This window comes from Arenimonas alkanexedens (genome assembly GCF_054781355.1).
Genome location: NZ_BAAGUO010000002.1, coordinates 588,556 through 611,238, shown reverse-complemented (window position 1 = coordinate 611,238; position 22,683 = coordinate 588,556). Strand labels below are relative to the sequence as shown.

Sequence of the window (22,683 nt, the reverse complement as noted above, 5' to 3'; positions counted from 1 at the left end):
CATGCGCGCCTTGCTGGTAGGCGGCAATGGGTTCATCGGTGCCAGCCTGGTTCCGGTGCTGCGTGCGCGCGGCGTCGATGTTGCGGTGCTTGATCCGGGTCAGCCGCGTACCGACGTGGACTGGACCGGGGTCGAGTTCATCGCCGGCTCGCTGGCTGATGCAGCGATCACCACGCAGGCGCTCTCGGGCGTGGATGTGGTTTTCCACCTGGCCGGGACCACCGTGCCCAGCACCTCCAATCTCGACCCCGTGGCCGACGTCCAGGGCAACCTGGTCGCCACCCTCGGCCTGATTGGCGCGATGCGTGCCACCGGCGTGCGGCGCATCGTCTATTTTTCCTCGGGCGGCACCGTCTACGGCAACCCGACGGTGTCGCCGGTGCCGGAATCGCATCCGCTGCACCCGATCTCATCCTACGGCGTGGTCAAGGTAGCGATTGAGAACTACCTGAGCATGTACCAGCAGCTTGGCGACATCGATCCGGTCATCTTGCGGCCATCGAATCCCTATGGTCCGCGCCAGTCCACCGCAGGCGTGCAGGGTGCGGTGGCCGCTTTCCTCGGACTGGCCTTGCGCAACGAGCCGATCCGCATCTGGGGCGATGGCGAGGTGGTGCGCGACTACCTCTACATTGACGATCTATGCGACCTGGCGGCCACGGCCGGTCTTTCGCGCGAGGTCGGCGTGTTCAACGTGGGAAGCGGCGAGGGCGTTTCGCTCAATGCGCTGTGCACGCGGGTGTCGGAGGCGACCGGACGTCGACTCGTCGTCGACTACCTGCCCGGACGTGCCTTCGACGTACGCCGCGTGGTGCTCGACGTCAGCAGTGCGCAGCGGGCTTTCGGCTGGTCCCCGCGCACGTCACTGACCGACGGTCTGGCTGCGACCTGGCGCGCACTGGTCGCCACGGATCCCCATCGGGCGCTCCCGCGGAGTGCCGGATGAGCTTCGATAACGACTCGCCCTGGCTCAGGACCCTGATCGGCAGCCTCGATGCCTCCACCGCGAGTCCCTTGGGCGACACGCTGCCGGCATTTCCCGACGAGGAACTGCAGCGAAACACGACCGGACTTTCATCCGAGGTGGCGCTGCGTCAGGCCCATGCTTTCTACGAGGACGTCTGCGACGGCCTGAGGAAAGCCGGCGTCGAGCTGGGCCCTGACGCGAAGGCGCTGGACTTCGGCTTCGGATGGGGTCGAATTTCCCGGGTTTTCATGCATGATTTCCGCAAGAAAAACCTGCATGGCCTCGATGTGGACCCATGGTTCGTGGACATCACCCGTGGCCTGTTCCAGTCGGACAACTTCAGCGTCTGCGATCCTTTCCCGCCGGCGGCGATCAGCGACGACAGTTTTGATCTCGTATTCGCCTACTCGGTGTTCTCGCATCTGTCCGAACCTGCGACCCGGGCCTGGATGGCGGAGTTCCACCGCATCCTCAAGCCAGGTGGCGTGGTCGCGTTTACCACGCGTCACGAGTCCTTCTTCGACTTTTGCGAATCGGCCGGTAGGCACCCCGAGGCCACCGGATACCTCAAGGCGCTCGGCGAACTGTTCCCGGACCTGGAGGCCGTGCGAGCGGCCTACCGCCGCGGAGAGTTCGTCCACGCCAGCTCTGCCGGCGTGGACGGCGGCGGCCCGCGCGACGCCAGCTTCTACGGCGAGACCTTCATTCCTGAGTCGCACGCGCGCCAGGGTTTTGGCACGCCCTTGGAGTTCGTCTCAGGCTACTTCGACGGCAGCCGTTACGGGCAGGCCTGCTTCGTGCTCCAGAAGCCGCGATGACCCAGGTTCAGGGCATGGCGGTGCGCAACGAGCCGACCCGGCACCGGGGCGGTGACATCGCCGGCATCGGGCAGGCGAACACGGCCCATACCCGGCCGAAACGGGAGAGGAGAACGCATGTTTCGCTGGTTCACTGATGACGCAAGCCTGCTGCAAGCACTGGCGCGACACCGCGCCGCGATGGATTGCGCCGACGCCTACGTCGAGGGCCTGGCACGCCTGCCGGGCTATTGCTCGGTCTGTGCCGCGGCAACCGAGTTCCAGGTGGACACGGGGGTGCGGTTCGGTCCCAACGTGAATCTGCGCGAAGGGCTGCACTGTCCGGGCTGCGGACTCGGCAACCGCAACCGTTTGCTGTTCAGCGCCGTGCAGGAGCTGTCGCTGCCGGCGTCGCCACGGGGGCTGGTGCTCGAGGCCACCACGCCGCTTTATGAGCGACTGCTGGCGGCGTATCCGTGGCTGGAAGGCAGCGAATACTTCGGTCCGGAGCATGCCGCGGGGGCGCTGACGCCGGTGCGTGGTCGCCCCGTGCAGCATCAGTCCATCACCGCGCTGGGCTATGGCGATGCGTCGCTGGACCTGCTGGTCCATAACGACGTGCTCGAGCACGTGCAGGACACCGCGCAGGCACTTGCCGAATGCCGGCGCGTCTTGCGCCCGGGCGGCAGCTGCGTCTTCACCATGCCGTTCTTCCCGCTCCGCGCCACGACGCTGGTGCGCGGCCGGCATCGCGCCGACGGCAGTCTCGAGCACCTCGAGTCGCCGGAATACCACGGCGACGGCCTGCGTACGGAAGGTATCTATACCTATTACCATTTCGGCCGGGACCTGCTGGCCGTCGTGGCCGCGGCGGGCTTTAGCCGCGTCGAAACCGGGATCGACTTCGACGTCTATCGAGGCTATACCGCCAACAACTATCGTTTCGGCGACGAAGCGTGGATGCCCCCCGTCGTCCTGCGCGCAAGCGTTTGATACCCACCGCCGGGCCAGGCCAGGCTTTAGGAGACTGCGATGCTTTCCCGTGATGACTGGTTCCAGGAGCGACCCTGGCTGGACGAGGCCAACCCCGCTGTCCGCGCCTATGTGGACGCCTTGTCGGAGCAATCGGGCTTTGACCTCGCCGAGAAGCTGACGCGCTGGCATGAGGACGGCCTGGTCATCTTCGAGAACGTGGTCGATACCCGCCTGATCGATGCGCTTGGCTCGGACGTCGAGTACCTGCGCAGGCATGCCGGGGACTTCTCGCTGGAAGTGGAGCTGCGTGGCCAGCAGGGCGATATCAAGCGCCTCAGCGCCGAGGAGCTTGAGTACTCCGGCATCAAGTTCAACAACATCCACACCATTTCGCGCGCGGCTGCCCGGCTCAGCCTGACGCCGGTGGTGGCGCACTTCTTGCGCCACGTTTTCCAAGGCCCGCCCTGCGCGCTGCAGTCGCTGACCTTCTATCGCGGCAGCCAGCAGCCCATCCATATTGACTATCCCTACGTGCGCTGCCAGTCGCCGCTGGCCTTCCTGGCGGCCAGCTGGATTCCGCTTGAGGACATCCATCCCGACTCGGGCCCGTTGGCCTACTATCCCGGCTCGCACCGCACCGAGGTAAGCGGCGTGTTTGACTGGGGCGATGGTTCGATCGTGCTCGAACCCGATAGTGTGCGGCAGCCGCAGGAGTTGAGCGACCATTTGGCCGAGCGCATGTCGGCGGCCGGGATCGCGCCCAAGGTGTTCTGCCCGCGCAAGGGTGACGCGTTGATCTGGCACGGCAACCTGTCGCATGCGGGTACCCAGATCGTGGATGCGTCGCGGACCCGGAAGTCGTATGTGACCCACTACACCTCGCTGCACGCCTATCCGAAGGCGCACCTCAAGCCAGGCGCACCCGAGAAAGGCGCGATCGTGGCTGCCGACGGTGGCTACGTGTTCGAATACTCGTGGCAGGACGCGCTGCGCCAGTTGCCCAGCCATGACCTCGACTGATACGGCGGACGCTGGCAAGGCGACGGCGCTGTCACCCCGGACAAGTGGTCCGGAAGTAGCAATGCGCTGGCTGCCGACGCTGTTCCAGCACCCATACGCAGACCGGATGCTGACCGAGTTTCGCGGGGATGCCTATTTGCGCGCCAATCCGGACGTGGCCGCCGCCGCCCACGACGACGCGGCCGCCCTGCGTCATTTCTATTACCGCGGCTACTACGAGCGCCGTATCTTCGATGCTGCCCGTCTGATCGGTTTTGATCCTGGCTTTTACCGAGAGCGCTATCCCGAGCTCGGGCTGATAGATGATGCCGAGGCGCAGATCCACTATCACTACATCGGCTATTACGAAGGGCGCGTGCCGAGCCGCGATACCGCGTGGTATCTAGATGCCGATCTGCACGTTTTCCAGATGGGAAAGGTCGGCTCACACGCCATCGCCCAGGCTCTTGAATCATCCGGCTCGGCGAGGCAAGTGATCCAGTTGCACTGGATGGCTGATTTTCACCTGCAGACGCCCGGCTTGCGCTTGCCTTATCGCCAGCTGCTTCTTCATCCACGCGAGCGGCCGGTGCAGGTGCTGTCGGGAACCCGGGAGATCGTGTCTTGGGCCTTGGCTTCGCTGTTTCAATATTTCGGAAGCGAGTTCAATTCGCTCAGCCAGGCTCGGGCGATGGTGGAGGAGCGTTTTGTCGAGACCTGCGAGGCAGGGCTTAGCTGGTTCGACCATCAATACTATTGCGGGTTGGATGTGTATGCGCACGCATTCCCCCATGAAAAGGGCGCGGTGCGCATACGCCACGCGCCGATTGATCTGGTGGTCTATCGCCAGGAAGACCTGCCGCGTCTTTCCGACACGCTCGGGGAGTTCATGAGTATTCCGGAGTTCCAGATCGGCCGGGCCAACACGGGCGGGGCGAAAGAGTATTCGGAGCTCTACCATTCTTTCCTGCGAGACGCCCGATTCCCGGGCAACCTGCTGGCACGGCTATACGACAGCCCGCTGATGCGTCACTTCTACTCCGATGCAGAGCGCGAGCAGGCCTACCAGCGATGGCTGGCATGAGGCTATCCACGCTGGGGTGCCTTGTTCTGGTGCTGTTCTCGGCCACGGCTTGCCAGCCGAGCCAGCTACCGCTTTCACCTGTTTCACAGCAGCAAGCGGCCGGTGCGCGGCAAGATGACTTTCCCCGCATCCGGCATGATTCGCTGCCCGTCGGAGCTGACGAGATCGATTTTGACGACTGCGGCATTGAGCGCGTCCAAGGTGCGACGGTGACGCAGGCAGATGCCGAGGGCATTGTGGTCGCGGACCAGCCGGTGACCATGAGCGGATGGGCCGTGGCTCCGGAGGCAGCGCCCGGCATCCCGGATGCATGGATACGGCTGCTGCCCCTGGACCCTTCGCTGACCCCGGCCCAGTTTCCGCTGGTGGCGCACTATCCACGCCCTGATGTGGCGCAGGCGCAGGCGTCGAGCCAGGCAACCTTCTCCGGCTTCACCCATGTCACCGTCGCGGGACTGCCGCCCGGGCGGTATCACGCACAGGTTGTTTTCGCCTCGCAAGCCGGCCGTTGGACCTGCCGCCAAGTACGCGAGGTCGCGCTGCAATGATCCGACGCCCTTATCCCCGCTTCCTTGCGTACTTGCCGCTGGTGGTCGTCCTGGTGGCGTGGCTGGCGAGCTGGGGTGTGCCGGTGCTGGACGAGCACGGATTCCGCCAGACACAGACTTTGGTGTCGTCCTACTGGATGACCCGGGGCGGGGACTGGTGGCTGTATTCCACGCCGGTTCTGGGCTATCCCTGGTCCGTCCCGTTCGAGTTCCCGCTGTACCAGTGGGGCGTAGCCATGTTGGCGATGCTGCCAGTCGGTCTGGACATCGATGCCGCCGGCCGTCTGCTGTCGCTGCTGGCAATGGTGGGTTGCTTGTGGCCCCTGCGGCAGGGCCTGCGCGGGCTGGGAGCGCCTGAACGGCTTATCGACATCAGCACCGCGCTGTTCCTGCTTTCGCCCCTGCATGTTTTCTGGGGACGCGCGGCGATGATCGAATCGACCGTGCTGCTCTTGTCGATGCTGTTCGTGGTGGCGGTGCAGCGCCTGGTGGCCGGCGTAACGCTTTCCCGCTGCTTGTTTGCGATCGTGCTCGCTGCGCTGGCGGCGTTGGTGAAAGTGACCACGTTCTTTGGTTTCGCGTTGCTGGCCGGTGCAATCGTGGCGGCGGCGCTGTTCCCGCGACTGCGGAGTCGCGATTGGGCAAGTGCTGCCACCCTGGCCGGTGCCAGCGCCCTGCCGATTGTGATGGCATTGGTGGCGCTGCTGGTCTGGCTTGAGGCCAGCGACCGCCAGAAGCTGGTCTCCGTGCTGGCCGAGTTCAGCACCACGGACAACCTGTCGGGATGGAACTTCAGGCCACAGCTGCTTATCGAGATCCATGCGTTCTGGCGCGATGTGGTCCTGCGGCGCATGTTGCCCGATATCCTCGGCAACGCCGCCTGGCTGCTGTGCCTCGCGCCGCTCCTGCTGTTGCCGGGACGGCGGCGTTGGCTTGGCTGGCTGGCCGGTGCGTTGGCCTTGTTTCTTGCGCCGATGGTGGTGTTCACCAACCTGCACTTCGTCCATGACTACTACCAGATGGCCAATGCGGTCTTCTTGGTGGTGGCGCTGTCCGTGGTTCTACACGCGGTGTCGGCGAACTGGTCAGCTACCGGCGTGGTTGCGCTGACCGTGCTCGCCGGGGCTGGCATGCTCGTGCAATTCCACGGCGACTATTGGCGCTCCATCCGAAGCGTTGATCCTCTGCATCGAGCTAGTGTACTGGCGGCTGTGCTGCGTGAGCATACGGCGCCCGACGATGCCATCGTGACCATGGGGCTTGCCTGGTCGTCGGAAGTGCCCTACTACGCGCAACGTCGCGCCGTAATGTTGCTGCAGGATAACTTCCAGCCTTTCGTGCCGGCGGCACTGCGTGCCTCGAGCGCGGGCGGCGAAGACGCACTTCATCGCCTCGGCGCCATCGTGCGCTGCGGCGAGGAGCGAAGCGACATATCCTCGCTTTTGCCGCAGTTCTGCGGCCCCTTGCGGGAGATCGAAGCGGCGGGCTGCTCCATCATTGTGCGCCGCGACGCCGGAGCATCCTCGCCCGGCGAAGCGGAATGCGAGGCGCGTCGCCTGCGCGATGTGCAAGCACAGCTCGCGCCGCGCCCGGCGGAGGCCCTGGTGTTGGGTCCGTTCTCGCGGGAGTGGATAAGTTACGAGGCGATGGATCGCTGCAATATCGAATTCGTCGGCGTTGGCGTGACGCCCGCAACCCGCTTCACGCGCGGGCAGCCGCTGTCGGTGACGGGCTGGTTCCTCGACCAAGCGACGGGTGGGCGTCCCTCTCACCCGACGCTGCGGCTCCGTTCCAAGGCACTAGGCCGGTCGTGGTACGCGCCGCTGGACGACTTGCAGGCTAGGCCCGATCTGGCCGCTGCCTATGGCGCTCAGGCGAAGGACGGTGGTTTCCGGGTCACCCTGAGCCTTGAAGACCTGCCGCCCGGGAACTACCAGCTGCTACTGGTGGACCTGCAGGCATCGTCGCCCGGCCAGTGCCTGCCGCATGAAAAGAACTTCGTGCTCGAATAGCGCGGCGGCCGGCTCAGCGATCACCGTGCCCGCCTACGCGGGAGTGCGCTTTCGCGTCGGCTTGCCGAGCCGGGAATGATGCTGGCCTCGCGGGCCGCTTTTTTTGCGTCCGGCGCTATGCAGTACCTGACCGGGCCACTACCAGGAACTGCTTGCCCAGGATCTTCCACGCCAAGGGAAACGCTAGATAGGCGCGAACAAATAGCGGCCCCTTTGGCAGTTTTGACTGCGTCGTGTAGGGCAGGAACCGGTCGATCACTTGCGTTGGCTCAAGCCCTTCGAGCTGCATCGCCTCGCAGAGCGATCGCTCCGAGAGCGGCAGGTGGTGGTCGATGAAGTCCCAATAAGCACCGGGCACCAGCCGTATATTGGGACCCATAGCGATAATTCGCCCGCCCGGCTTCAAGACGCGGCGGACCTCGGCCAGGGTTTCGCCAAGCGCCGTCTTGCTCGGAAGGTGCTCGAAAAAGTTCGAAGTGAATACAACATCCACACTCGCGTCCGCGATGGGTGCCATCCGATTCGACGCCACCGCATGGAACTCCACGTCCTCAGCGAGGCAGGATGGCGAGTCGGGATTGAGATCGATGGCGATCTTGCGCTTCGCATTGATGTTGTTGATGAACTCGCCGTAGCCGCAGGCCAGATCCAGCACCACCGCGTCATCGCGTCCGACCAGCGGCTGGAAGAAGCTGCGACACAAGACACTCCAAATACGGTTCTTCGCCGGCAGTTCGGCCGGACTGAAGCGGTGACGGTAGAGGTCTTTGAGCAGTTCATCCGACATGCTTCTATTTCCTGAACGTTAGATACTTGTGGCCGATGAAGCTGGTGATGATCGGTGTCATGACGCCGATGACGTGGCCGATCGTCTCGGGATGAAAGCGCATTCCGACAGCAGGAAATGCGTGCCTGGTCAGTACCCAGGCGATAGCGAGTGTCTGGCCCAGTCCGAGCAGGTTGATTAGCGTGAACCAGGACGCTTCGTTGAACCAGTGCTTTCCACTGGGCAGGAACACCCAGGCCCGATTGAGCAGGAAGGCCGTAGCAAGGCCCACGAAGAAGGCAAGCACAATGGCCGGAACGTAACTTAGCCATAGTGAGAAAACAACACGCGACCCGATGTTGGCCGCGGCGGCGGCGGCGCCGACGATGATGAAGCGGGTGAACTGGGCCTTCATTCGGCCAGCGCCTCGCGCGCCAGTGCACTGCCGACCTTGACGCTCTCGCAGATCGAACGGTCTTCCGGATAGTAGTAGGCGGTGTCGGCCATGAAGAAGCCCTCGAGCGGCGTTCGCATCGGCGGCAGCATCGCCTGGAAGCCGGGAGGACAGATGGTTTGCGCGAATTCGTAGCGGTGGCAGTGGCGAGCCAGCACCCAGTCCGGGCGGAAGTCGGGATTGATCTGGCCCAGGTAGCCGATCACCTCGTCGATCAATGCCTCGTTCGGAAGCGACCACTTGGCGTGGGTCTTGGGCATGTAGAAGGGGGCGTAGAGAATATGTTCACCCTCGCGCGTGCCCGGGTTCAGATTGGAATATTCGATGACGCCAGGGATTGAGATGCTGGCGTCGCTGATGTTCATCCAGAAGTTCTCGCTGATCGCGTGCCTGAGCTTGAGGATCACGCAAGCCACCGGGATGTTCTCGATGCGACGGATGCGGTCGGCGAAATCGGCCGGTAGTCCGGGTACGAAGCCCGGCACATACTGGATCGGCGCGGTAGAAAGCACGGCGTCGGCCGGGCGCAGTTCGTCACGAACCCGTACTCCCGTGACGCGGCCGGCGTCGGACGCCACTTCCTGTACGGGCGCCGCAACGTGTATTCGACCGCCGAGACGTTCGATCTCCGCCACCATTCCGGCCAGCACGGTTGCTGAGCCGCCCTCGAGGTAGCCCAGGCTTTCGTGGAACAAGTTGCGACGCGACAGCGCGATTCGCTTGATGCGCGTGCCGATCCAGGACGCGGAGAGCTGGTCGGTGTACTCGAAGAACTTTAGGTGGAAGGCGCGCGCCCACATCACGTCCCAAGCGCGCTTGCCTATCCAGGACTGGATCCATTCCCGGGCGTTGCGCTGGTCCAGTGCAGTCCAGTCCCGGATGCCCTTGGTGTGCATCACGTGCAGGGCATAGCGAATCTTGTCGATCCAGCCCAGCTTTGGGAAAGCCAGCAGTGCGAACGGCGTGCCCCACTTGTAGAGCTTGCCGTCGACGAAGTAGCCCATCTTGGTGTCTGTCCATTTGAGTGCATGCGACAGTCCCAGTTCGGCGAGAAGCGCGAACAGTGGATCATCGGTCTTGCAGACGAAGTGGTAGTAACGCTCGATCTGAAGGCCATCGAAATCGAAGCTGGCGGACATGCCGCCGATGCGGTCATCGCGCTCGTAGATGTCGACGTGATGGCCGGCGCGCAGCAGCTCCAGGGCAGCCATCAAGCCCATCGGGCCGGAGCCGATGACGGCGAAGTTTCGCGGGGTCGAGTTCATTTGCAGGGTCAACGCTTCAGGACGATGTGGCTGTAGCGGGGATCGCAGTAGCTTTCACGCACCGCGGATTCAAAGTCATGTTGCTTCACACCGAACACCGCCTCGGTGTCCACGCCGGAGAAGTCGTCGCCGGCCGAGAGGGCTTTGAGCTGGTCGGCGGTGAACGGCGGCTTGTTGCTGAACAAGGCGTAGGTCCGGAGCAGGAAGGCGAAGAGGCTGATCGGAATGTGGACGATAAGGGTGCGCAGGCCCTTGGTGCGTTTGATAGTGCGGATGATGTCGACGTAATCAATGCGGGTGTCGCCGACGATATCGTAGGCCTCGCCGTCGGGCTGGCGTTCGATGCAGTTGGCGATGCAGCGGCAGAAGTCCCGCTCGTAGAGCGGCTGGCGCATGAAGCGGCCGTCGCCGGGAATCGGGAATACTGGCGTGCGCGCCATGAAACGCGACAGCCAGCCCAGGTGCTTGGGGTCGAACCAGCCGAACATCAGCGTCGGTCGCAGCACGCAGTGGCGTAGCCCCGACGCCACCACCATGGCCTCCTGCTGTTTCTTGGTTTCGGTGTAGTCGTCGGTGGCGGCGGAGTTCACCACCGACGAACTGATGTGCACCAGGTAGGGCAGGGCATGCGCCTTGCATGCTTCGAGCACGTGATGGGTGGCCAACAGGTTGTTGCGCTCGAACAGTGCCCGGTGCTTGCCGGTGATCTGGGCGTGTAGTTGCACCACTACCTGGGCGCCGGCGAAAGCCTGGGCCCAGTCGCCCGGCTCGGCCAGGTCGGCTTCGACCACGGCGACACCCGGGTTGAGCTGGCGCAAGATTCCCAGGTTGTGAGCATGTTTGTCGATCGCGACAAGGTTTGTGTAGCCCTGCGCGCGCAACTCGACCAGCAGGTTTTGCCCGACCAGGCCGGCGGCGCCGGTCAGGACGATGCGGGCGTCCTTGTTCACAGCTTCACCCTCCGGAACACGAACTCAGGGATATGCGTGATCACGCGCATGATCGCCCACCAGAATCCTGGCAGGTAGGCCACCGCGCGGCGCTTGGCAACGGCGCGGACGATGCCTGCGGCGACCTGCTCGGGCGTTGCCCACAGCGCACCCTTCTTGAACGCAGCGGTCATCGGCGTGTCGACAAAGCCGGGCTTGATCGTGAGCACGTTGACGCCGCTGCCATTGAGCGCCTGGCGCAGTCCGCTGGTGAAGGCGGTGACCGCCGACTTGGCGCTGCCGTAGAGATAATTGCTGGCGCGGCCGCGGTCGCCGGCCACCGAACTGATTACTGCCAGCGTGGCCGGTGCCTGAAGTCGCTGGGCCAGTGCGATGCACAGGGCGATGACGGAGCTGCCATTGGTGGCGAATTCCTGCAGGGCCGTTTCCACCGAGGCGCTGCAAGCGGCCTGGTCGGGCAGGGTGCCGTGCGCGACCAGGGCCAGGTCCACGCTGCCCAGGGCCGACCAGGCGGCGTCGAGCATGGCGGCGTGGCCGGCGATGTCGTTGGCGTCGAGTACGTAGCCATCGACGGTGGCGCCGCGCACGCGCAGGTCGGCGCCGATGGTCTCGAGACGACTCGCGTCCCGGGCGACGAGGAACAGTCGGGCGCCGCTACGGGCGAGTTCCCGGGCGGTGGCCTGGGCGATGGCGGAGGTGGCGCCGATGATGAGGATGCGTTGCATGCTTACTCCATGACCCGGCGCCAGAACGACGACGAGAAGGCGGGGTCGATGTGGGGAAGGAAAGCGTCCAGACCAGGTTGCCCGGCGCGGAACATTGCCGGTGACATGCGTGCGTCCTTGGCGGGGTAGAGCGCGCCGCCGGCCTCGGCGACGATCGCATCGAGCCGGTCCAGCAGGTCGAAGGTGGAGGGCCCGGCGCGTGGGAAGTCCAACGCCAATGTGGTGCCAGGTCGCGCGAACGAGAGCAGGCCCGGCGCCGGCCGGTTGCCGAACTCCTTGAGCACGGCCAGGAACGAGCCCTGGCCGCTGCGCGCGATTTCGCCCAGCAGCCTCGCTACCGCGTCTCGGGCCACGGCCGGCGGTAGCACGCACTGGTGCTGCAGGAAGCCGCGCGGCCCGTATATGCGGTTCCAGTCGCGGATGCCATCCAGCGGATAGAAGTAGGGCGCGTAGTGCTGCACGCCAAAGCGGGAACGCGTCTGCTGGCGCTGGTAGTACAGCGTATTGAAAGGGCGCAGGGTCAGCCGGTTCACCAGCGCGACCGGTGGCGTCACCGGCATCGACAGCCCGCGGCCGGGCAGGCGCCCACTGCTGCCGGCCGGGGCATGATTGGCACGCAGGAAGTGCCCGCGCCCCAAGGACTTGCCGCGTGCCAGGCAGTCCACCCAGGCCACCGTGTACTCATGACTGTTGGCGGACTCGGCCGACAAGGCGAAGAAATCATCCAGGCCGCCGAAGCGGACCGACTCCACCGTCATCCATGGTCCTTCCACCCGCTGCAGACGCAGCTGCAGCCACGACACCACGCCGGTAAGGCCCAGGCCGCCGACGGTGGCCGCGAACAGCGGATCGCCCGGGTGGAGCAACTGCCGGCTGCCGTCGCTGCGCAGCAGCTCGAAGGCCAGCACGTGGTCGCCGAAGCTACCGGCGCGGTGATGGTTCTTGCCGTGGACGTCGTTTGCCAGCGCCCCGCCCAGGGTGGCGAACCGGGTGCCGGGCGTGACCGGCAGGAACCAGCCGCGCGGTATCGCTACCGCCAGCACTTCGCCCAAGGTGACGCCGGCCTCGCAGGTGATCACGCCCGCCTCGGCGTCGAAATGCAGGAAATGGTCGAGGCCGCGGGTCAGCAGCAGGCGGCCACCGTCGTTGAGACAGCTGTCGCCGTAGCTGCGGCCTTGTCCGTAAGCAAGCAGCGATCGCGCGCCGACCGGCAAGGCCTCGTTGCGCCGCCGTAGAGGATGCAACTGCTGATCCACGGGTTTCGGCCAGCGGCCCCAGCTATCGCCCGTGAGCGCCATGACCGGGTCAGATCGCCGAAAGCGCGATCACCGCGCACAGCAGGCCGACCGTCTGGCTGGTCCGGTCGGTGACGGCGAACACCACGGGGTCATCGTCCATGCCGCCACGGTGTGCGACCACCCACGCGCGGCTTACCCAATAGAGCACCAGCGGGCAAAGCAGCCACAGCACCTGCGGTCGCGTGTATAGCGCGATGCTGTCGGGGCTGTTGATGTACAGGGCCAGCACCAGCACCGCCAGGTAGCCGGCGGAACCGCCCAAGGACTGCAGCAGCGGGAGGTCGTCCACTCCGTAGCCGCGTCCGGCGGCGGCGATCTTGCCTTCAGCCAGCATCGACGAGAGTTCAACGTAGCGCTTGAGCAAAGCCAGGCTGAGGAAGATGAACATCGAGAAGGCCAGCAGCCAGAACGAGAGCGCGGCGCCGATCACCGCGGTGCCACCGATGATGCGCAGGGTGTACAGCGCCGCCAGCACCATAACGTCGAGCATGGCCACGCGCTTGAAGCGCACCGAGTAGCCCAAGGTAATCAGGTAGTAAGCCGCCAGAACCGCGGCGAAGCGGGGCTCGGTCCACCAGGCCAGCCCCAGCCCGGCCAAGGCCAGCAGCGGCGCCAGCACGATGCCCGGCAGCAGCGGCAGCGCGCCGGAGGCAAACGGGCGCAGGCGCTTGCGTGGATGCTGGCGGTCGCTGCGCAGGTCCAGCAAGTCGTTGAGCAGGTAGACGCCCGAGGCACACAGCCCGAAGGCCAGGAAGCCGGCGAGCGAGGCGAGCACGGCATCCTTGTCCATGAACTGGTGTGAAGCGAGTAGCGGGATGAAGATCAGCAGGTTCTTCAACCATTGGTGTAGCCGCAGCGCCCGCAGCCACGTCTTGAGGCCGCCGTCGGTGTCGGGGAGGTGCGCCAACAGTTCACAACGCTGGCCGGCGGCGCGGGCCAAGCCGGCGCCGGCGTTCACCACCACTGCGCCGTGAGCGTGGGCCCATACCGCGAGGTCTACGCGAGCGTTGCCGGCATAGTCGAAGCCTCGTTCGCCGAACCGCGCGACCAGCACCTCGGCCTTGCCGCGGCCGGACAGGTTCCGGCGGCCGTCACTCGCCAATACCTCGTCGAAGCAGCCCAGGTGCGCGGCAACGGACCGGGCGAGGGTTTCATCGGAGGCCGTGCACAGGACCCGTCGCCGCTGCGGATGGGGCTGGAGCAGGGCGAGCACGCGCGCGTCGTAGGGCAGGCCGGCCGGGTCCAGGCTGACCCGTGAGGCGATCTCGCGCTTTAGCCGGGCCTTTCCGCCCAGTAGCCAGAATGGAAACATCAGCACCAGCCACGGCGACTTCGCGAGCAGGACCAGGGCGGATTCCAACAGCAGGTCGGAGCGCAGCAGGGTGCCGTCGAGGTCTACGCAAATCGGACGGATGGGCGTGTCTGGGAGAACTGCCATCGCTGCAGGGCCTGGGAGGACGTCGGGCGCGGTCTTGGATAATAGCGGAATCGCTCCTTGTGGCCTTGTTGCCGCAAAGCCCTGACCGAAGGGACAGTGTCTTGCCCCCCGCGCGGCGGCTAGACTTGGGGCCTTGATTCGCCATGGAGACCGGCCGATGCCTTCCCCTGATTCCTCCTCCTCGTCGACGAAGCGCGTCGGCAAGGTCTACCCCTCAGCGGCCGAGGCCCTGCGCGGCATCGTGGCCGACGGCCAGACCCTCGCGGTCGGCGGCTTTGGCCTCTGCGGCATTCCCGAGGCGCTGATCGCCGCGCTGCGCGACTCCGGCGTGAAGAACCTCACCGCCATCTCCAACAACGCCGGCGTGGATGGCTTCGGTCTGGGCCAGCTGTTGGCCACACGCCAGATCAGCAAGATGATTTCCTCCTACGTGGGCGAGAACAAGGAGTTCGAGCGGCAGTACCTGGCCGGCGAACTGCAGCTCGAGTTCAACCCGCAGGGCACCCTTGCCGAGCGCCTGCGCGCGGGCGGCGCCGGCATCCCGGCCTTCTTCACCCGCACCGGCTACGGCACCATCGTTGCCGAGGGCAAGGAGACGCGTCAGTTCGACGACGGCCAGTGGTATGTGCTCGAGACCGCGCTCAAGGCCGACGTGGCGCTGGTGAAGGCCTGGAAGGCCGACACCGCCGGCAACCTGGTGTTCCGCAAGACCGCGCGCAACTTCAACCCCGCCTGCGCCATGGCCGGCAAGATCTGCGTGGCTGAAGTCGAGGAGATCGTCGAGATCGGCAGCTTCGATCCCGACCACGTGCACCTGCCGGGCATCTACGTCGACCGCATCGTGCACAACCCCACCCCCGAGAAGCGCATCGAGCAGCGCACCGTGCGAGGAGCGAAATAATGGCCTGGACCCGCGATGAAATGGCGCAGCGCGCCGCGCTCGAGCTCAGCGATGGCGCCTACGTGAACCTGGGCATCGGCCTGCCGACCCTGGTCGCCAACCACATTCCCGAAGGCATGGACGTGTGGCTGCAGTCCGAGAACGGCCTGCTGGGCATCGGCCCGTTCCCGACCGAGGACGAGGTCGACGCCGACCTGATCAATGCCGGCAAGCAGACCGTCACCGCCCGCGCCGGCGCCAGCTACTTCGGCAGCCACGACAGCTTTGCCATGATCCGCGGCGGCCATATCGACCTGGCGATCCTGGGCGCGATGGAAGTCACCGACCGCGGCGACCTGGCCAACTGGATGGTGCCCGGCAAGATGGTCAAGGGCATGGGCGGTGCGATGGACCTGGTGGCCGGCGTGAAGCGCGTCGTCGTACTGATGGAGCACACCACCAAGACCGGCGAAGCCAAGATCCTGCCCCAGTGCACCCTGCCGCTGACCGGCGTGGGCGTGGTCAACCGGATCATCACCGAGCTGGCGGTGATGGATGTCACCGCCGAGGGCCTGGTACTGGTGGAAATGGCGCCAGGCACCACCGAGGACGAACTCGCCGCCAAGACCGGCGTGCCTTTCCGCCGCGCCGCCTGAGCCGCGACTGAGAAAAAAAGGCGCTGGTCTCGCGAGGCCGGCGCCGGTAAATTTCCGAAGTCGGCGGGGAGCCGGTGCTCAACGGGAACACCATGCAAGACCAAGACCTCGGGGCGGACCAGCCGGTCGCCGCCAGCGATCTGACGCCCCCGGCCCTTCCGCCCATGCCGCATTCACCTGAGCCACCGCCGGTTCCGGGGCCAGTGCGTCACCCGCTGCAGTTCACCGGCCGCGCCGGCGAGTTCTTTGGCATCTGGTTCGTGAATCTCGTGCTGTCGGTGCTGACCCTGGGCATCTACTCAGCCTGGGCGAAGGTGCGCACCGAGCGCTACTTCTACGGCAATACCCATCTGGCCGGCGCGCCCTTCGAGTACCTTGCCAAGCCCATTCCCATTCTCAAAGGCCGCCTGATCGCCTACGTGGTCGTCATCGGCCTGGGCCTGTCGGCGCACTTCCAGGTGTGGGTGGTCTACATCCCGCTGATCCTGCTGGTGCTGGTGCTGTTTCCCTGGCTGATCCAGCGCACGCTGCGCTTCCGCGCGCGCTACTCGGCCTGGCGTGGACTGCGCTTCCGCTTCGTGGAAGGCGTGTACGAGGCCTACGTGAACTTCATGTTCCGCCCGGCGCTGCAGATCATCACCGCCTACATGGTCCTGCCCTGGGTGCGCATGCATCAGCACGACTACACGGTCACCGGGCACCGCTTCGGCGGCAAGCGCTTCCGCTACGCGGGCGACGTGGGCAGCTACTACATTCCCTTCCTGATCGCCGTGGGCCTGGGCTTCGGGGCCTATGTGCTCATGATGGTGGTGATCTTCGCCGGCGCCGCGCTGGCCGGCGCGCTGTCGGGTGAAAGTGGCGTTGGCGGGCAGCCCAGCACGTCCATGATGATCGGAATCCTCGCGCCGGTGATGGTGGTCTATCTTGCCTTGCTGGCGCTGCCGATCTACCTGCGCACCAAATACATCAACCTGATGTGGCGCTACGCCAGCCTGGGCGGGCACCGGTTCGAGTGCACGCTGCGGGCGCGCGACGTGATCTGGATCTACTTCAGCAACGGCGTGGCGATCGTGGCCAGCCTGGGGCTGCTGGTGCCTTGGGCGATGGTCCGGATCGCGCGCTACCGTGCCCAACACTTCGCGCTGCTGGCGGACGGCAATCTGGACCACTTCGTGGCCGAAGCGGAGCGCGCCGAGGACGCCACCGGCGCCGAGCTGATGGATGCGCTCGACATGGACCTGGACATCGGGATTTGAGCGCGTTAGAGGTCATCTGGTACGACGGTCGCGCCAGCCGCCCGCGGGCAGCGCGGATCAGCGAGCCGGTGCCGGGCACGCTGCGGCTTGACTCCGAAGGCATGGTGCTGACCTTCGAGCTGTCCACGCTCAAGCTCAGCCCGCGGCTGGGCCGCATGCCGCGCACCCTGACCTTGCCGGGGCAGGGGCATCTTGAGATCGCCGATACGCCCGCCCTCGAGGCCTGGCTGGGCGGCCGCGACCGGATCGAAGGCTGGGCCGACTGGCTTGAACGGCGCCGCAGCGCGGCGATCGGTGCCGCCGTGGCGACGGTGCTGGGCGTGGTCTTGTTCTTCCAGGTCGGGCTGCCCTGGATGGCCGAACGCTTGGCGCCCGTGGTCCCGGCGGCGATCGAACGCTCGATCAGCAATCAGGCCATGGGCCTGATGGACCGCGTGCATCTGGATCCGACCCAACTGCCTGTGGAGCGTCGTGATGAGCTGAAGGCCGCTTTCGGGGCGATGGTCGCGGAACTGCCGCGCGGCGATGACTTCCGCCTTGAGTTCCGCAGTGCGCCCAAGATCGGCGCCAACGCCTTCGCGCTGCCCGATGGCCTGGTGGTGGTGACCGATGAGCTGGTGGCGCTGGCCGAATCCGACGACCAGCTGCTGGCCGTGCTGGCACACGAGGCCGGCCACCACGAACAGCGCCACGGCATGCGCCGGGCGCTGCAGAGTTCCGCGGTGGTGGTGGTGGCGGGCTTCCTGTTCGGCGACCTGTCGGGCACCGGTTCGCTGTCGGTGTCGATTCCGGTGCTGCTGCTGGAGAGCGGATTCTCGCGCGACCACGAGCGCGAGGCCGATGAATTCGCGTTCGCGCTGCTCGCCCGCCAGGGCCGCTCGCCGGGCGACTTCGCCGACATCATGAAGCGCCTGTCCGACTCGCACGGCGGCGATCGCGACATGGGGCCGGTCGGCTACCTGGCGTCGCACCCGCCCAGCGAGGAACGCATCACCGCAGCGCGCCGCGCCGCCGAAGCGGCCAAGGCAGGCGGCGCCAACGCGGACGCCAAAGAAAACGCCGACGCGGAATGATCCGCGTCGGCGTGATGTCGCTACGCCGGCGTGGGCCGGCGGGCGAGGCTCAGCTCAGAGCGCCGATTCCAGCTCGGGCACGATCTGGAACAGGTCCCCGACCAGGCCAAAGTCAGCGATCTCGAAGATCGGCGCCTCGGCGTCCTTGTTGATCGCAACGATGGTGCCGGCGTCCTTGATGCCGGTCAGGTGCTGGATCGCGCCCGAGATACCGATGGCCACGTACAGCTCCGGCGCGATGATCTTGCCGGTCTGGCCCACCTGCAGTTCGTTGGGCACGTAGCCGGCGTCCACCGCAGCGCGCGAGGCGCCCACGGCCGCGCCGATCTTGTCGGCCAGCGAGTAGATGATCTTGAAGGCATCAGCCGAGCCGAGCGCACGGCCGCCGGAGATCACCTTGCCGGCGCTCTGAAGGTCGGGGCGGTCGGACTTGCCCTGCTGCAGCGACACGAAGCGGGTGTGCGTGGGCAGCGTGGCTTCGACCGAGGCGGCTTCCACCGCACCGCTGCCACCGGCGCCCGCGGCCGGCCAGGAGGCCGTGCGGACGGTGCCGACCACGGCCATCGAAGACGGCGCCTCGACGGTGATGATGGCGTTGCCAGCGTAGATCGGGCGCTTGAAGACGTGGCTCGATTCCACCGACATGATGTCGCTGACCTGGGCCACGCCCAGCAGGGCCGCGACGCAGGGCATCAGGTCCTTGCCAAAGGTGGTGGAGGCACCGAGCACGTGGCTGTAGCCGTCCGCCAGCTTCGCGACCTGCGGCGCCAGCACCTGCGCGATCGGGTTGGCGTTGGCCGCATTGGCGATCGTGATCACCTTGGCGACGCCGTCGAGCTTGGCGGCTTCGGCGGCGATGGCATCCGGCGCATCGGCCAGCACGACCACGTGGATCTCGCCGCCAATGGCCGCGGCACAGCTCACGCAGCGCGCCGTGGAGGAGTTCAGTTGGCCGCCCAGGTGCTCGGCAACAATCAGTATCTTGCTCATGCTCATGGTCTCCTTACACCAGGCCCTTGGCCTTGAGCGCCGAGACCAGCTCGGCAACGTCCTTCACCATCACGCCCTTGCTGCGCTTGGCAGGCGGGGCGAAGTGGGTGGTCTTGTGATGGTCGCCGCTGTCCACGCCAAGGTCGGCGAAGGCGATCGTTTCCATCGGCTTGGACTTGGCCTTCATGATGTCGGGCAGCTTGATGAAGCGCGGCTCGTTCAGGCGCAGGTCGGTGGTGATCACCGCGGGCAGGTCCACTTCCAGGGTCTCAAGGCCGGCGTCGACCTCGCGGACCACGGTGGCCTTGCCGTCGGCCACGTCGAGCTTGCCGGCGAAGGTGGCCTGCGGACGGCCCCAGAGCGTGGCCAGCATCTGGCCGGTCTGGTTGGCGTCGTCGTCGATGGCCTGCTTGCCCAGCAGCACCAGCTCGGGCTGTTCTTTCTCGATCAGCTTGAGCAAAGCGCGGGCGGCGGTGAGCGGCTGCACGGGCTGGTCGGTGACCACGTGGATGGCGCGGTTGGCGCCCATGGCCAGGCCGTTGCGCAGGTGCGCCTGGCAGTCGGCCGGACCCATCGTGCAGACGATGACCTCGGTGGCGATGCCCTTGTCGCGCAGGCGCAGGGCTTCTTCCAGCGCGATGTCGTCGAAGGGATTGGGCGAGAGTTTCACGCCCTCGGTGACCACGCCCGAGCCATCGGGCTTGACCTGGATGCGGACGTTGTAGTCCACCACCCGCTTGTAACCGACCAGAATCTTCATCGTCGCGACGTTCCTGTGGGGCAGGCCGGCGCACGGCGTGGGGCCGCGCGGCGGGCTTGTGAGGGAATCGCGATTCTACCTCCTCAGCCCGTCACGGCCCAGTCAAGCCCCCTGTAGGAGGGCCTTCAGGCCCGAAGCCTTTCGCCGGAAAGCTTCGGGCCTGAAGGCCCTCCTACAGGTTCAGGCCGGCAGGGCCGAGCCGTCGCGAATCATCGCCTCGGCCACCCATTCCGCCGCGCGAATGCCGTCCACGCCGGCCGACAGGATGCCGCCGGCATAGCCAGCGCCCTCGCCGGCGGGGTAGAGGCCGCGGGTGTTCAGGCTCTGCCCGGCCTCATCGCGGGTGATGCGCAGCGGCGAGGACGTGCGGGTTTCGACGCCGGTCAGCACGGCGTCGGCCATGTCGAAGCCCTTGATCTGCCTGCCGAAGGCCGGCAAGGCCTCCCGGATGGCTTCGACCGCATAGCGGGGCAGGGCCTGGGACAGATCGGTGGGCGTCACGCCCGGCGTGTAGGACGGCGCCACCGCCCCCAACGTCGTGGACGGCTGGCCGGCGAGGAAGTCGCCGACCCGCTGCCCCGGCGCCTCGTAGCTGCCGCCGCCAAGCCGGAACGCCACTTCTTCCCAGTAGCGCTGCAGCGCAATGCCGGCCAGCGGACTGCCGCTGGCGTCGTGCTCGGCGAAATCCGCCGGCGTGATGCCCACCACGATCGCGGCATTGGCGTTGCGCTCGTTGCGCGAGTACTGGCTCATGCCGTTGGTGACCACGCGGCCGGGCTCGCTGGCGGCCGCCACCACGGTGCCGCCCGGGCACATGCAGAAACTGTAGACCGACCGGCCGTTGCGGCAGTGATGCACCAGCTTGTAGTCGGCCGCGCCCAGGATCGGATGGCCGGCCTGCGGCCCGAAGCGTGCGGCGTCAATGATCGACTGGGGATGTTCGATGCGGAAGCCGATCGAGAAGGACTTGGCCTCCATGTAGACGCCGCGCGCGTGCAGCATGCTGAAGCTGTCGCGGGCGCTGTGGCCCAGCGCCATCACCACATGGTCGGCGCGCAGGCGTTCGCCGCTGGCCAGCACCACGCCGCGCACGCGGCGGTTGCCGGCGGCGTCCACTTCGACCTCCACGTCGTCCACGCGCTGCGAGAAGCGGATCTCGCCGCCCAGGCCTTCGATGGTGGCGCGCATGTGCTCCACCATCGACACCAGGCGGAAGGTGCCGATGTGCGGCTTGGCGACGTAGAGGATTTCGTCGGGCGCACCGGCCTTCACGAACTCGTCCAGCACCTTGCGGCCCAGATGGCGCTTGTCGCTGATCTGGCTGTAGAGCTTGCCGTCGGAAAAGGTGCCGGCACCGCCCTCGCCGAACTGCACGTTCGATTCCGGATTGAGCACCTTGCGGCGCCACAGGCCGAAGGTGTCCACGGTGCGTTCGCGCACCTGCTTGCCACGCTCGAGAATGATCGGACGCAGGCCCATCTGCGCCAGCACCAGGCCCGCGAACAGCCCACAGGGACCCATGCCCACCACGATCGGCCGCAGCGCCGGCGTCGGTGCCGGCTGGGCGATGAACTGATAGGTAGTGTCGGGCGTAGGCGTGACCTTCACCCGGTGGGGTCGCGCTTCGGCGCGGATACGATCGAGCACGGCGGCTTCGTCAGCCACTGCCACGTCTACCGAATAGGTGAGCAGGATGTGGCCGCGCTTGCGGGCGTCGTAACTGCGCTTGGCGATGCTCAGGCTCTGCAGGGCGCTGGCCGGCAGCTGCAGTCGCGCGAGCACGGCCTCGGCGAGCGCCGGGTCGCCGTGTTCCAGCGGCAGGGTGATGTCGGTGAGTCGAAGCATGGGTCGGTGCGGCGGCGGCGAGGGCGCCATGATCCCACGTAAGCGGCATCCGGAGCGCTTCAGAGGCTGTAGTAAACTGCCGTACTTTCGAATCGGGACCCCAGCTTGGCAACCGGTGATTTGAACTTTCCGGTCCTCACCTACCACGCCGCCAACGTGACCGGGAGTGACTACGCGAACAACGATCAGGTCGCACTGCAGTCCGACCTGCGCCAGCTCGCGCATCTGGGCTGGCGGGTGGTGCCGCTGGACTGGGTGGTCGAGCAGCGTCTGGGCATGGCTGATCGCGACCTGCGCCGCTGCGTGGCGCTGACCTGCGACGACGGCACCGATCTCGACGTCCGCGCCATCGAGGTCCCGGGCGTCGGGCGCCAGCCCGGCTTCCTGCCCGTCCTGCGCGCGCTGGGGGCGGCGCCCGATAACCCCCATCCCGAACTGGAAATGACCTCGTTCGTCATTGCCGACCCTGCGGCACGCGAGCTGATGGATCGCGAGTGCCTGCACGGCCTGGGCTGGATGAACGAGCACTGGTGGCGCGACGCGGCACGCAGCGGCTTGATGAGCGTGCAGTGCCACAGCTGGGACCACAATCATCCCAAGCTGCGCGACGAAGGTCCCGAAGGCATGGTTCGCGGTGATTTCTTCGCCGTGGATCGCGAGGCCCGTGCCGAGTTTCAGGTGGAACAGGCGGTGGACTACATCAATGCCCGCCTCGGTCCCGGTGCCGTTCGCTACTTTGGCTACCCCTTCGGCCAGGCGCCGGAGTACCTGGTGCGCGACTACTTCCCGCGCCATGGCCAGCGCCTGGGCCTGCGGGCGGCGTTCGGTACCCAGGGGGAGCCGGTGACGGCCGCCAGCGACCGCTGGAACCTGCCGCGCTACATCTGCGGCTGGCACTGGAAGTCTCCCGAGGACCTTGCCCGCCTGCTGTCCGGGCTGGACTAA

Annotated in this window: 22 protein-coding genes; 12 read left to right on the top strand and 10 right to left on the bottom strand. The window is 66.3% G+C overall.

The features are described from left to right. Position 1: 1 nt before the first annotated feature. The 7 genes from ACYVGY_RS07415 to ACYVGY_RS07385 all read left to right on the top strand — a co-directional run bounded on the left by ACYVGY_RS07415 (position 2) and on the right by ACYVGY_RS07385 (position 7,382). Entirely contained in the window at positions 2 to 946 is a 945-nt protein-coding gene (locus ACYVGY_RS07415; protein ID WP_460456826.1) for an NAD-dependent epimerase/dehydratase family protein, read from the top strand. After that, a complete protein-coding gene (locus tag ACYVGY_RS07410) occupies positions 943 to 1,785 on the top strand; it encodes a class I SAM-dependent methyltransferase (protein WP_460456825.1) in 843 nt (280 codons plus the stop codon). The genes ACYVGY_RS07415 and ACYVGY_RS07410 overlap by 4 nt, the downstream gene beginning before the upstream one ends. Positions 1,786 to 1,902: 117 nt before the next feature. Then, positions 1,903 to 2,757, top strand: a complete 855-nt coding sequence (locus ACYVGY_RS07405; protein ID WP_460456824.1) for a class I SAM-dependent methyltransferase — start codon at positions 1,903 to 1,905, stop codon at positions 2,755 to 2,757. Between the two features lie 39 nt (positions 2,758 to 2,796). Beyond that, on the top strand, positions 2,797 to 3,759 hold the full coding sequence (locus tag ACYVGY_RS07400) for a phytanoyl-CoA dioxygenase family protein (RefSeq protein ID WP_460456823.1): 963 nt from the start codon (positions 2,797 to 2,799) through the stop codon (positions 3,757 to 3,759). 61 nt (positions 3,760 to 3,820) lie between these two features. Beyond that, positions 3,821 to 4,822, top strand: coding sequence for a putative capsular polysaccharide synthesis family protein (locus tag ACYVGY_RS07395; RefSeq protein ID WP_460456822.1), 1,002 nt, complete (start codon positions 3,821 to 3,823; stop codon positions 4,820 to 4,822). Next, positions 4,819 to 5,370 carry a hypothetical protein gene (locus tag ACYVGY_RS07390; RefSeq protein WP_460456821.1) on the top strand — a complete coding sequence of 184 codons (552 nt, stop codon included), beginning with the start codon at positions 4,819 to 4,821 and terminating at the stop codon, positions 5,368 to 5,370. Before ACYVGY_RS07395 ends, ACYVGY_RS07390 begins: the two co-directional genes overlap by 4 nt. Beyond that, positions 5,367 to 7,382 (top strand): hypothetical protein, encoded by a 2,016-nt coding sequence (locus ACYVGY_RS07385; protein WP_460456820.1) that lies wholly within the window; start codon positions 5,367 to 5,369, stop codon positions 7,380 to 7,382. Before ACYVGY_RS07390 ends, ACYVGY_RS07385 begins: the two co-directional genes overlap by 4 nt. A gap of 115 nt (positions 7,383 to 7,497) precedes the next feature. Here ACYVGY_RS07385 and ACYVGY_RS07380 read toward each other — a convergent pair whose 3' ends face one another. The 7 genes from ACYVGY_RS07380 to ACYVGY_RS07350 are packed head-to-tail and all read right to left on the bottom strand — an operon-like array spanning position 7,498 to position 14,278. Further along, a complete protein-coding gene (locus ACYVGY_RS07380) occupies positions 7,498 to 8,169 on the bottom strand; it encodes a class I SAM-dependent methyltransferase (RefSeq protein ID WP_460456819.1) in 672 nt (223 codons plus the stop codon). A 4-nt stretch (positions 8,170 to 8,173) separates the two neighbouring features. Further along, positions 8,174 to 8,563 (bottom strand): GtrA family protein, encoded by a 390-nt coding sequence (locus ACYVGY_RS07375; RefSeq protein WP_460456818.1) that lies wholly within the window; start codon positions 8,561 to 8,563, stop codon positions 8,174 to 8,176. Continuing rightward, positions 8,560 to 9,867, bottom strand: coding sequence for an NAD(P)/FAD-dependent oxidoreductase (locus ACYVGY_RS07370; protein ID WP_460456817.1), 1,308 nt, complete (start codon positions 9,865 to 9,867; stop codon positions 8,560 to 8,562). Before ACYVGY_RS07370 ends, ACYVGY_RS07375 begins: the two co-directional genes overlap by 4 nt. An 8-nt stretch (positions 9,868 to 9,875) precedes the next feature. Continuing rightward, positions 9,876 to 10,817 carry an NAD-dependent epimerase/dehydratase family protein gene (locus tag ACYVGY_RS07365; RefSeq protein ID WP_460456816.1) on the bottom strand — a complete coding sequence of 314 codons (942 nt, stop codon included), beginning with the start codon at positions 10,815 to 10,817 and terminating at the stop codon, positions 9,876 to 9,878. Next, a complete protein-coding gene (locus tag ACYVGY_RS07360) occupies positions 10,814 to 11,542 on the bottom strand; it encodes an SDR family oxidoreductase (protein WP_460456815.1) in 729 nt (242 codons plus the stop codon). Before ACYVGY_RS07360 ends, ACYVGY_RS07365 begins: the two co-directional genes overlap by 4 nt. A 2-nt stretch (positions 11,543 to 11,544) precedes the next feature. Beyond that, positions 11,545 to 12,840 (bottom strand): FAD-binding oxidoreductase, encoded by a 1,296-nt coding sequence (locus ACYVGY_RS07355; RefSeq protein ID WP_460456814.1) that lies wholly within the window; start codon positions 12,838 to 12,840, stop codon positions 11,545 to 11,547. 7 nt (positions 12,841 to 12,847) lie between these two features. Continuing rightward, on the bottom strand, positions 12,848 to 14,278 hold the full coding sequence (locus ACYVGY_RS07350) for a UbiA family prenyltransferase (RefSeq protein WP_460456813.1): 1,431 nt from the start codon (positions 14,276 to 14,278) through the stop codon (positions 12,848 to 12,850). A gap of 157 nt (positions 14,279 to 14,435) precedes the next feature. Here ACYVGY_RS07350 and ACYVGY_RS07345 point away from each other — a divergent pair, with 157 nt between their 5' ends. The 4 genes from ACYVGY_RS07345 to ACYVGY_RS07330 all read left to right on the top strand — a co-directional run bounded on the left by ACYVGY_RS07345 (position 14,436) and on the right by ACYVGY_RS07330 (position 18,143). Continuing rightward, entirely contained in the window at positions 14,436 to 15,179 is a 744-nt protein-coding gene (locus tag ACYVGY_RS07345; protein ID WP_460456812.1) for a CoA transferase subunit A, read from the top strand. Next, a complete protein-coding gene (locus ACYVGY_RS07340; protein WP_460456811.1) occupies positions 15,179 to 15,814 on the top strand; it encodes a CoA transferase subunit B in 636 nt (211 codons plus the stop codon). The genes ACYVGY_RS07345 and ACYVGY_RS07340 overlap by 1 nt, the downstream gene beginning before the upstream one ends. A 92-nt stretch (positions 15,815 to 15,906) precedes the next feature. Then, positions 15,907 to 17,070, top strand: a complete 1,164-nt coding sequence (locus tag ACYVGY_RS07335; RefSeq protein WP_460456810.1) for a YjgN family protein — start codon at positions 15,907 to 15,909, stop codon at positions 17,068 to 17,070. Beyond that, positions 17,067 to 18,143, top strand: a complete 1,077-nt coding sequence (locus ACYVGY_RS07330; protein ID WP_460456809.1) for a M48 family metallopeptidase — start codon at positions 17,067 to 17,069, stop codon at positions 18,141 to 18,143. The genes ACYVGY_RS07335 and ACYVGY_RS07330 overlap by 4 nt, the downstream gene beginning before the upstream one ends. A gap of 54 nt (positions 18,144 to 18,197) precedes the next feature. Here the strand turns inward: ACYVGY_RS07330 and ACYVGY_RS07325 are convergent, their stop codons facing one another. The 3 genes from ACYVGY_RS07325 to ACYVGY_RS07315 form a co-directional block, all read right to left on the bottom strand. Next, on the bottom strand, positions 18,198 to 19,133 hold the full coding sequence (locus tag ACYVGY_RS07325) for an electron transfer flavoprotein subunit alpha/FixB family protein (RefSeq protein WP_460456808.1): 936 nt from the start codon (positions 19,131 to 19,133) through the stop codon (positions 18,198 to 18,200). Positions 19,134 to 19,146: 13 nt separating this feature from the next. After that, positions 19,147 to 19,893: an electron transfer flavoprotein subunit beta/FixA family protein gene (locus ACYVGY_RS07320; RefSeq protein WP_460456807.1), complete on the bottom strand. Its 747-nt coding sequence runs from the start codon at positions 19,891 to 19,893 to the stop codon at positions 19,147 to 19,149. A 180-nt stretch (positions 19,894 to 20,073) separates the two neighbouring features. Further along, entirely contained in the window at positions 20,074 to 21,738 is a 1,665-nt protein-coding gene (locus ACYVGY_RS07315; protein ID WP_460456806.1) for an NAD(P)/FAD-dependent oxidoreductase, read from the bottom strand. Positions 21,739 to 21,858: 120 nt separating this feature from the next. On the opposite strand from ACYVGY_RS07315, the gene ACYVGY_RS07310 reads away from it, so the two are divergent. Further along, the gene (locus ACYVGY_RS07310) at positions 21,859 to 22,683 is read left to right on the top strand and encodes a polysaccharide deacetylase family protein (protein WP_460456805.1); all 825 of its coding nucleotides are present in this window, start codon (positions 21,859 to 21,861) and stop codon (positions 22,681 to 22,683) included.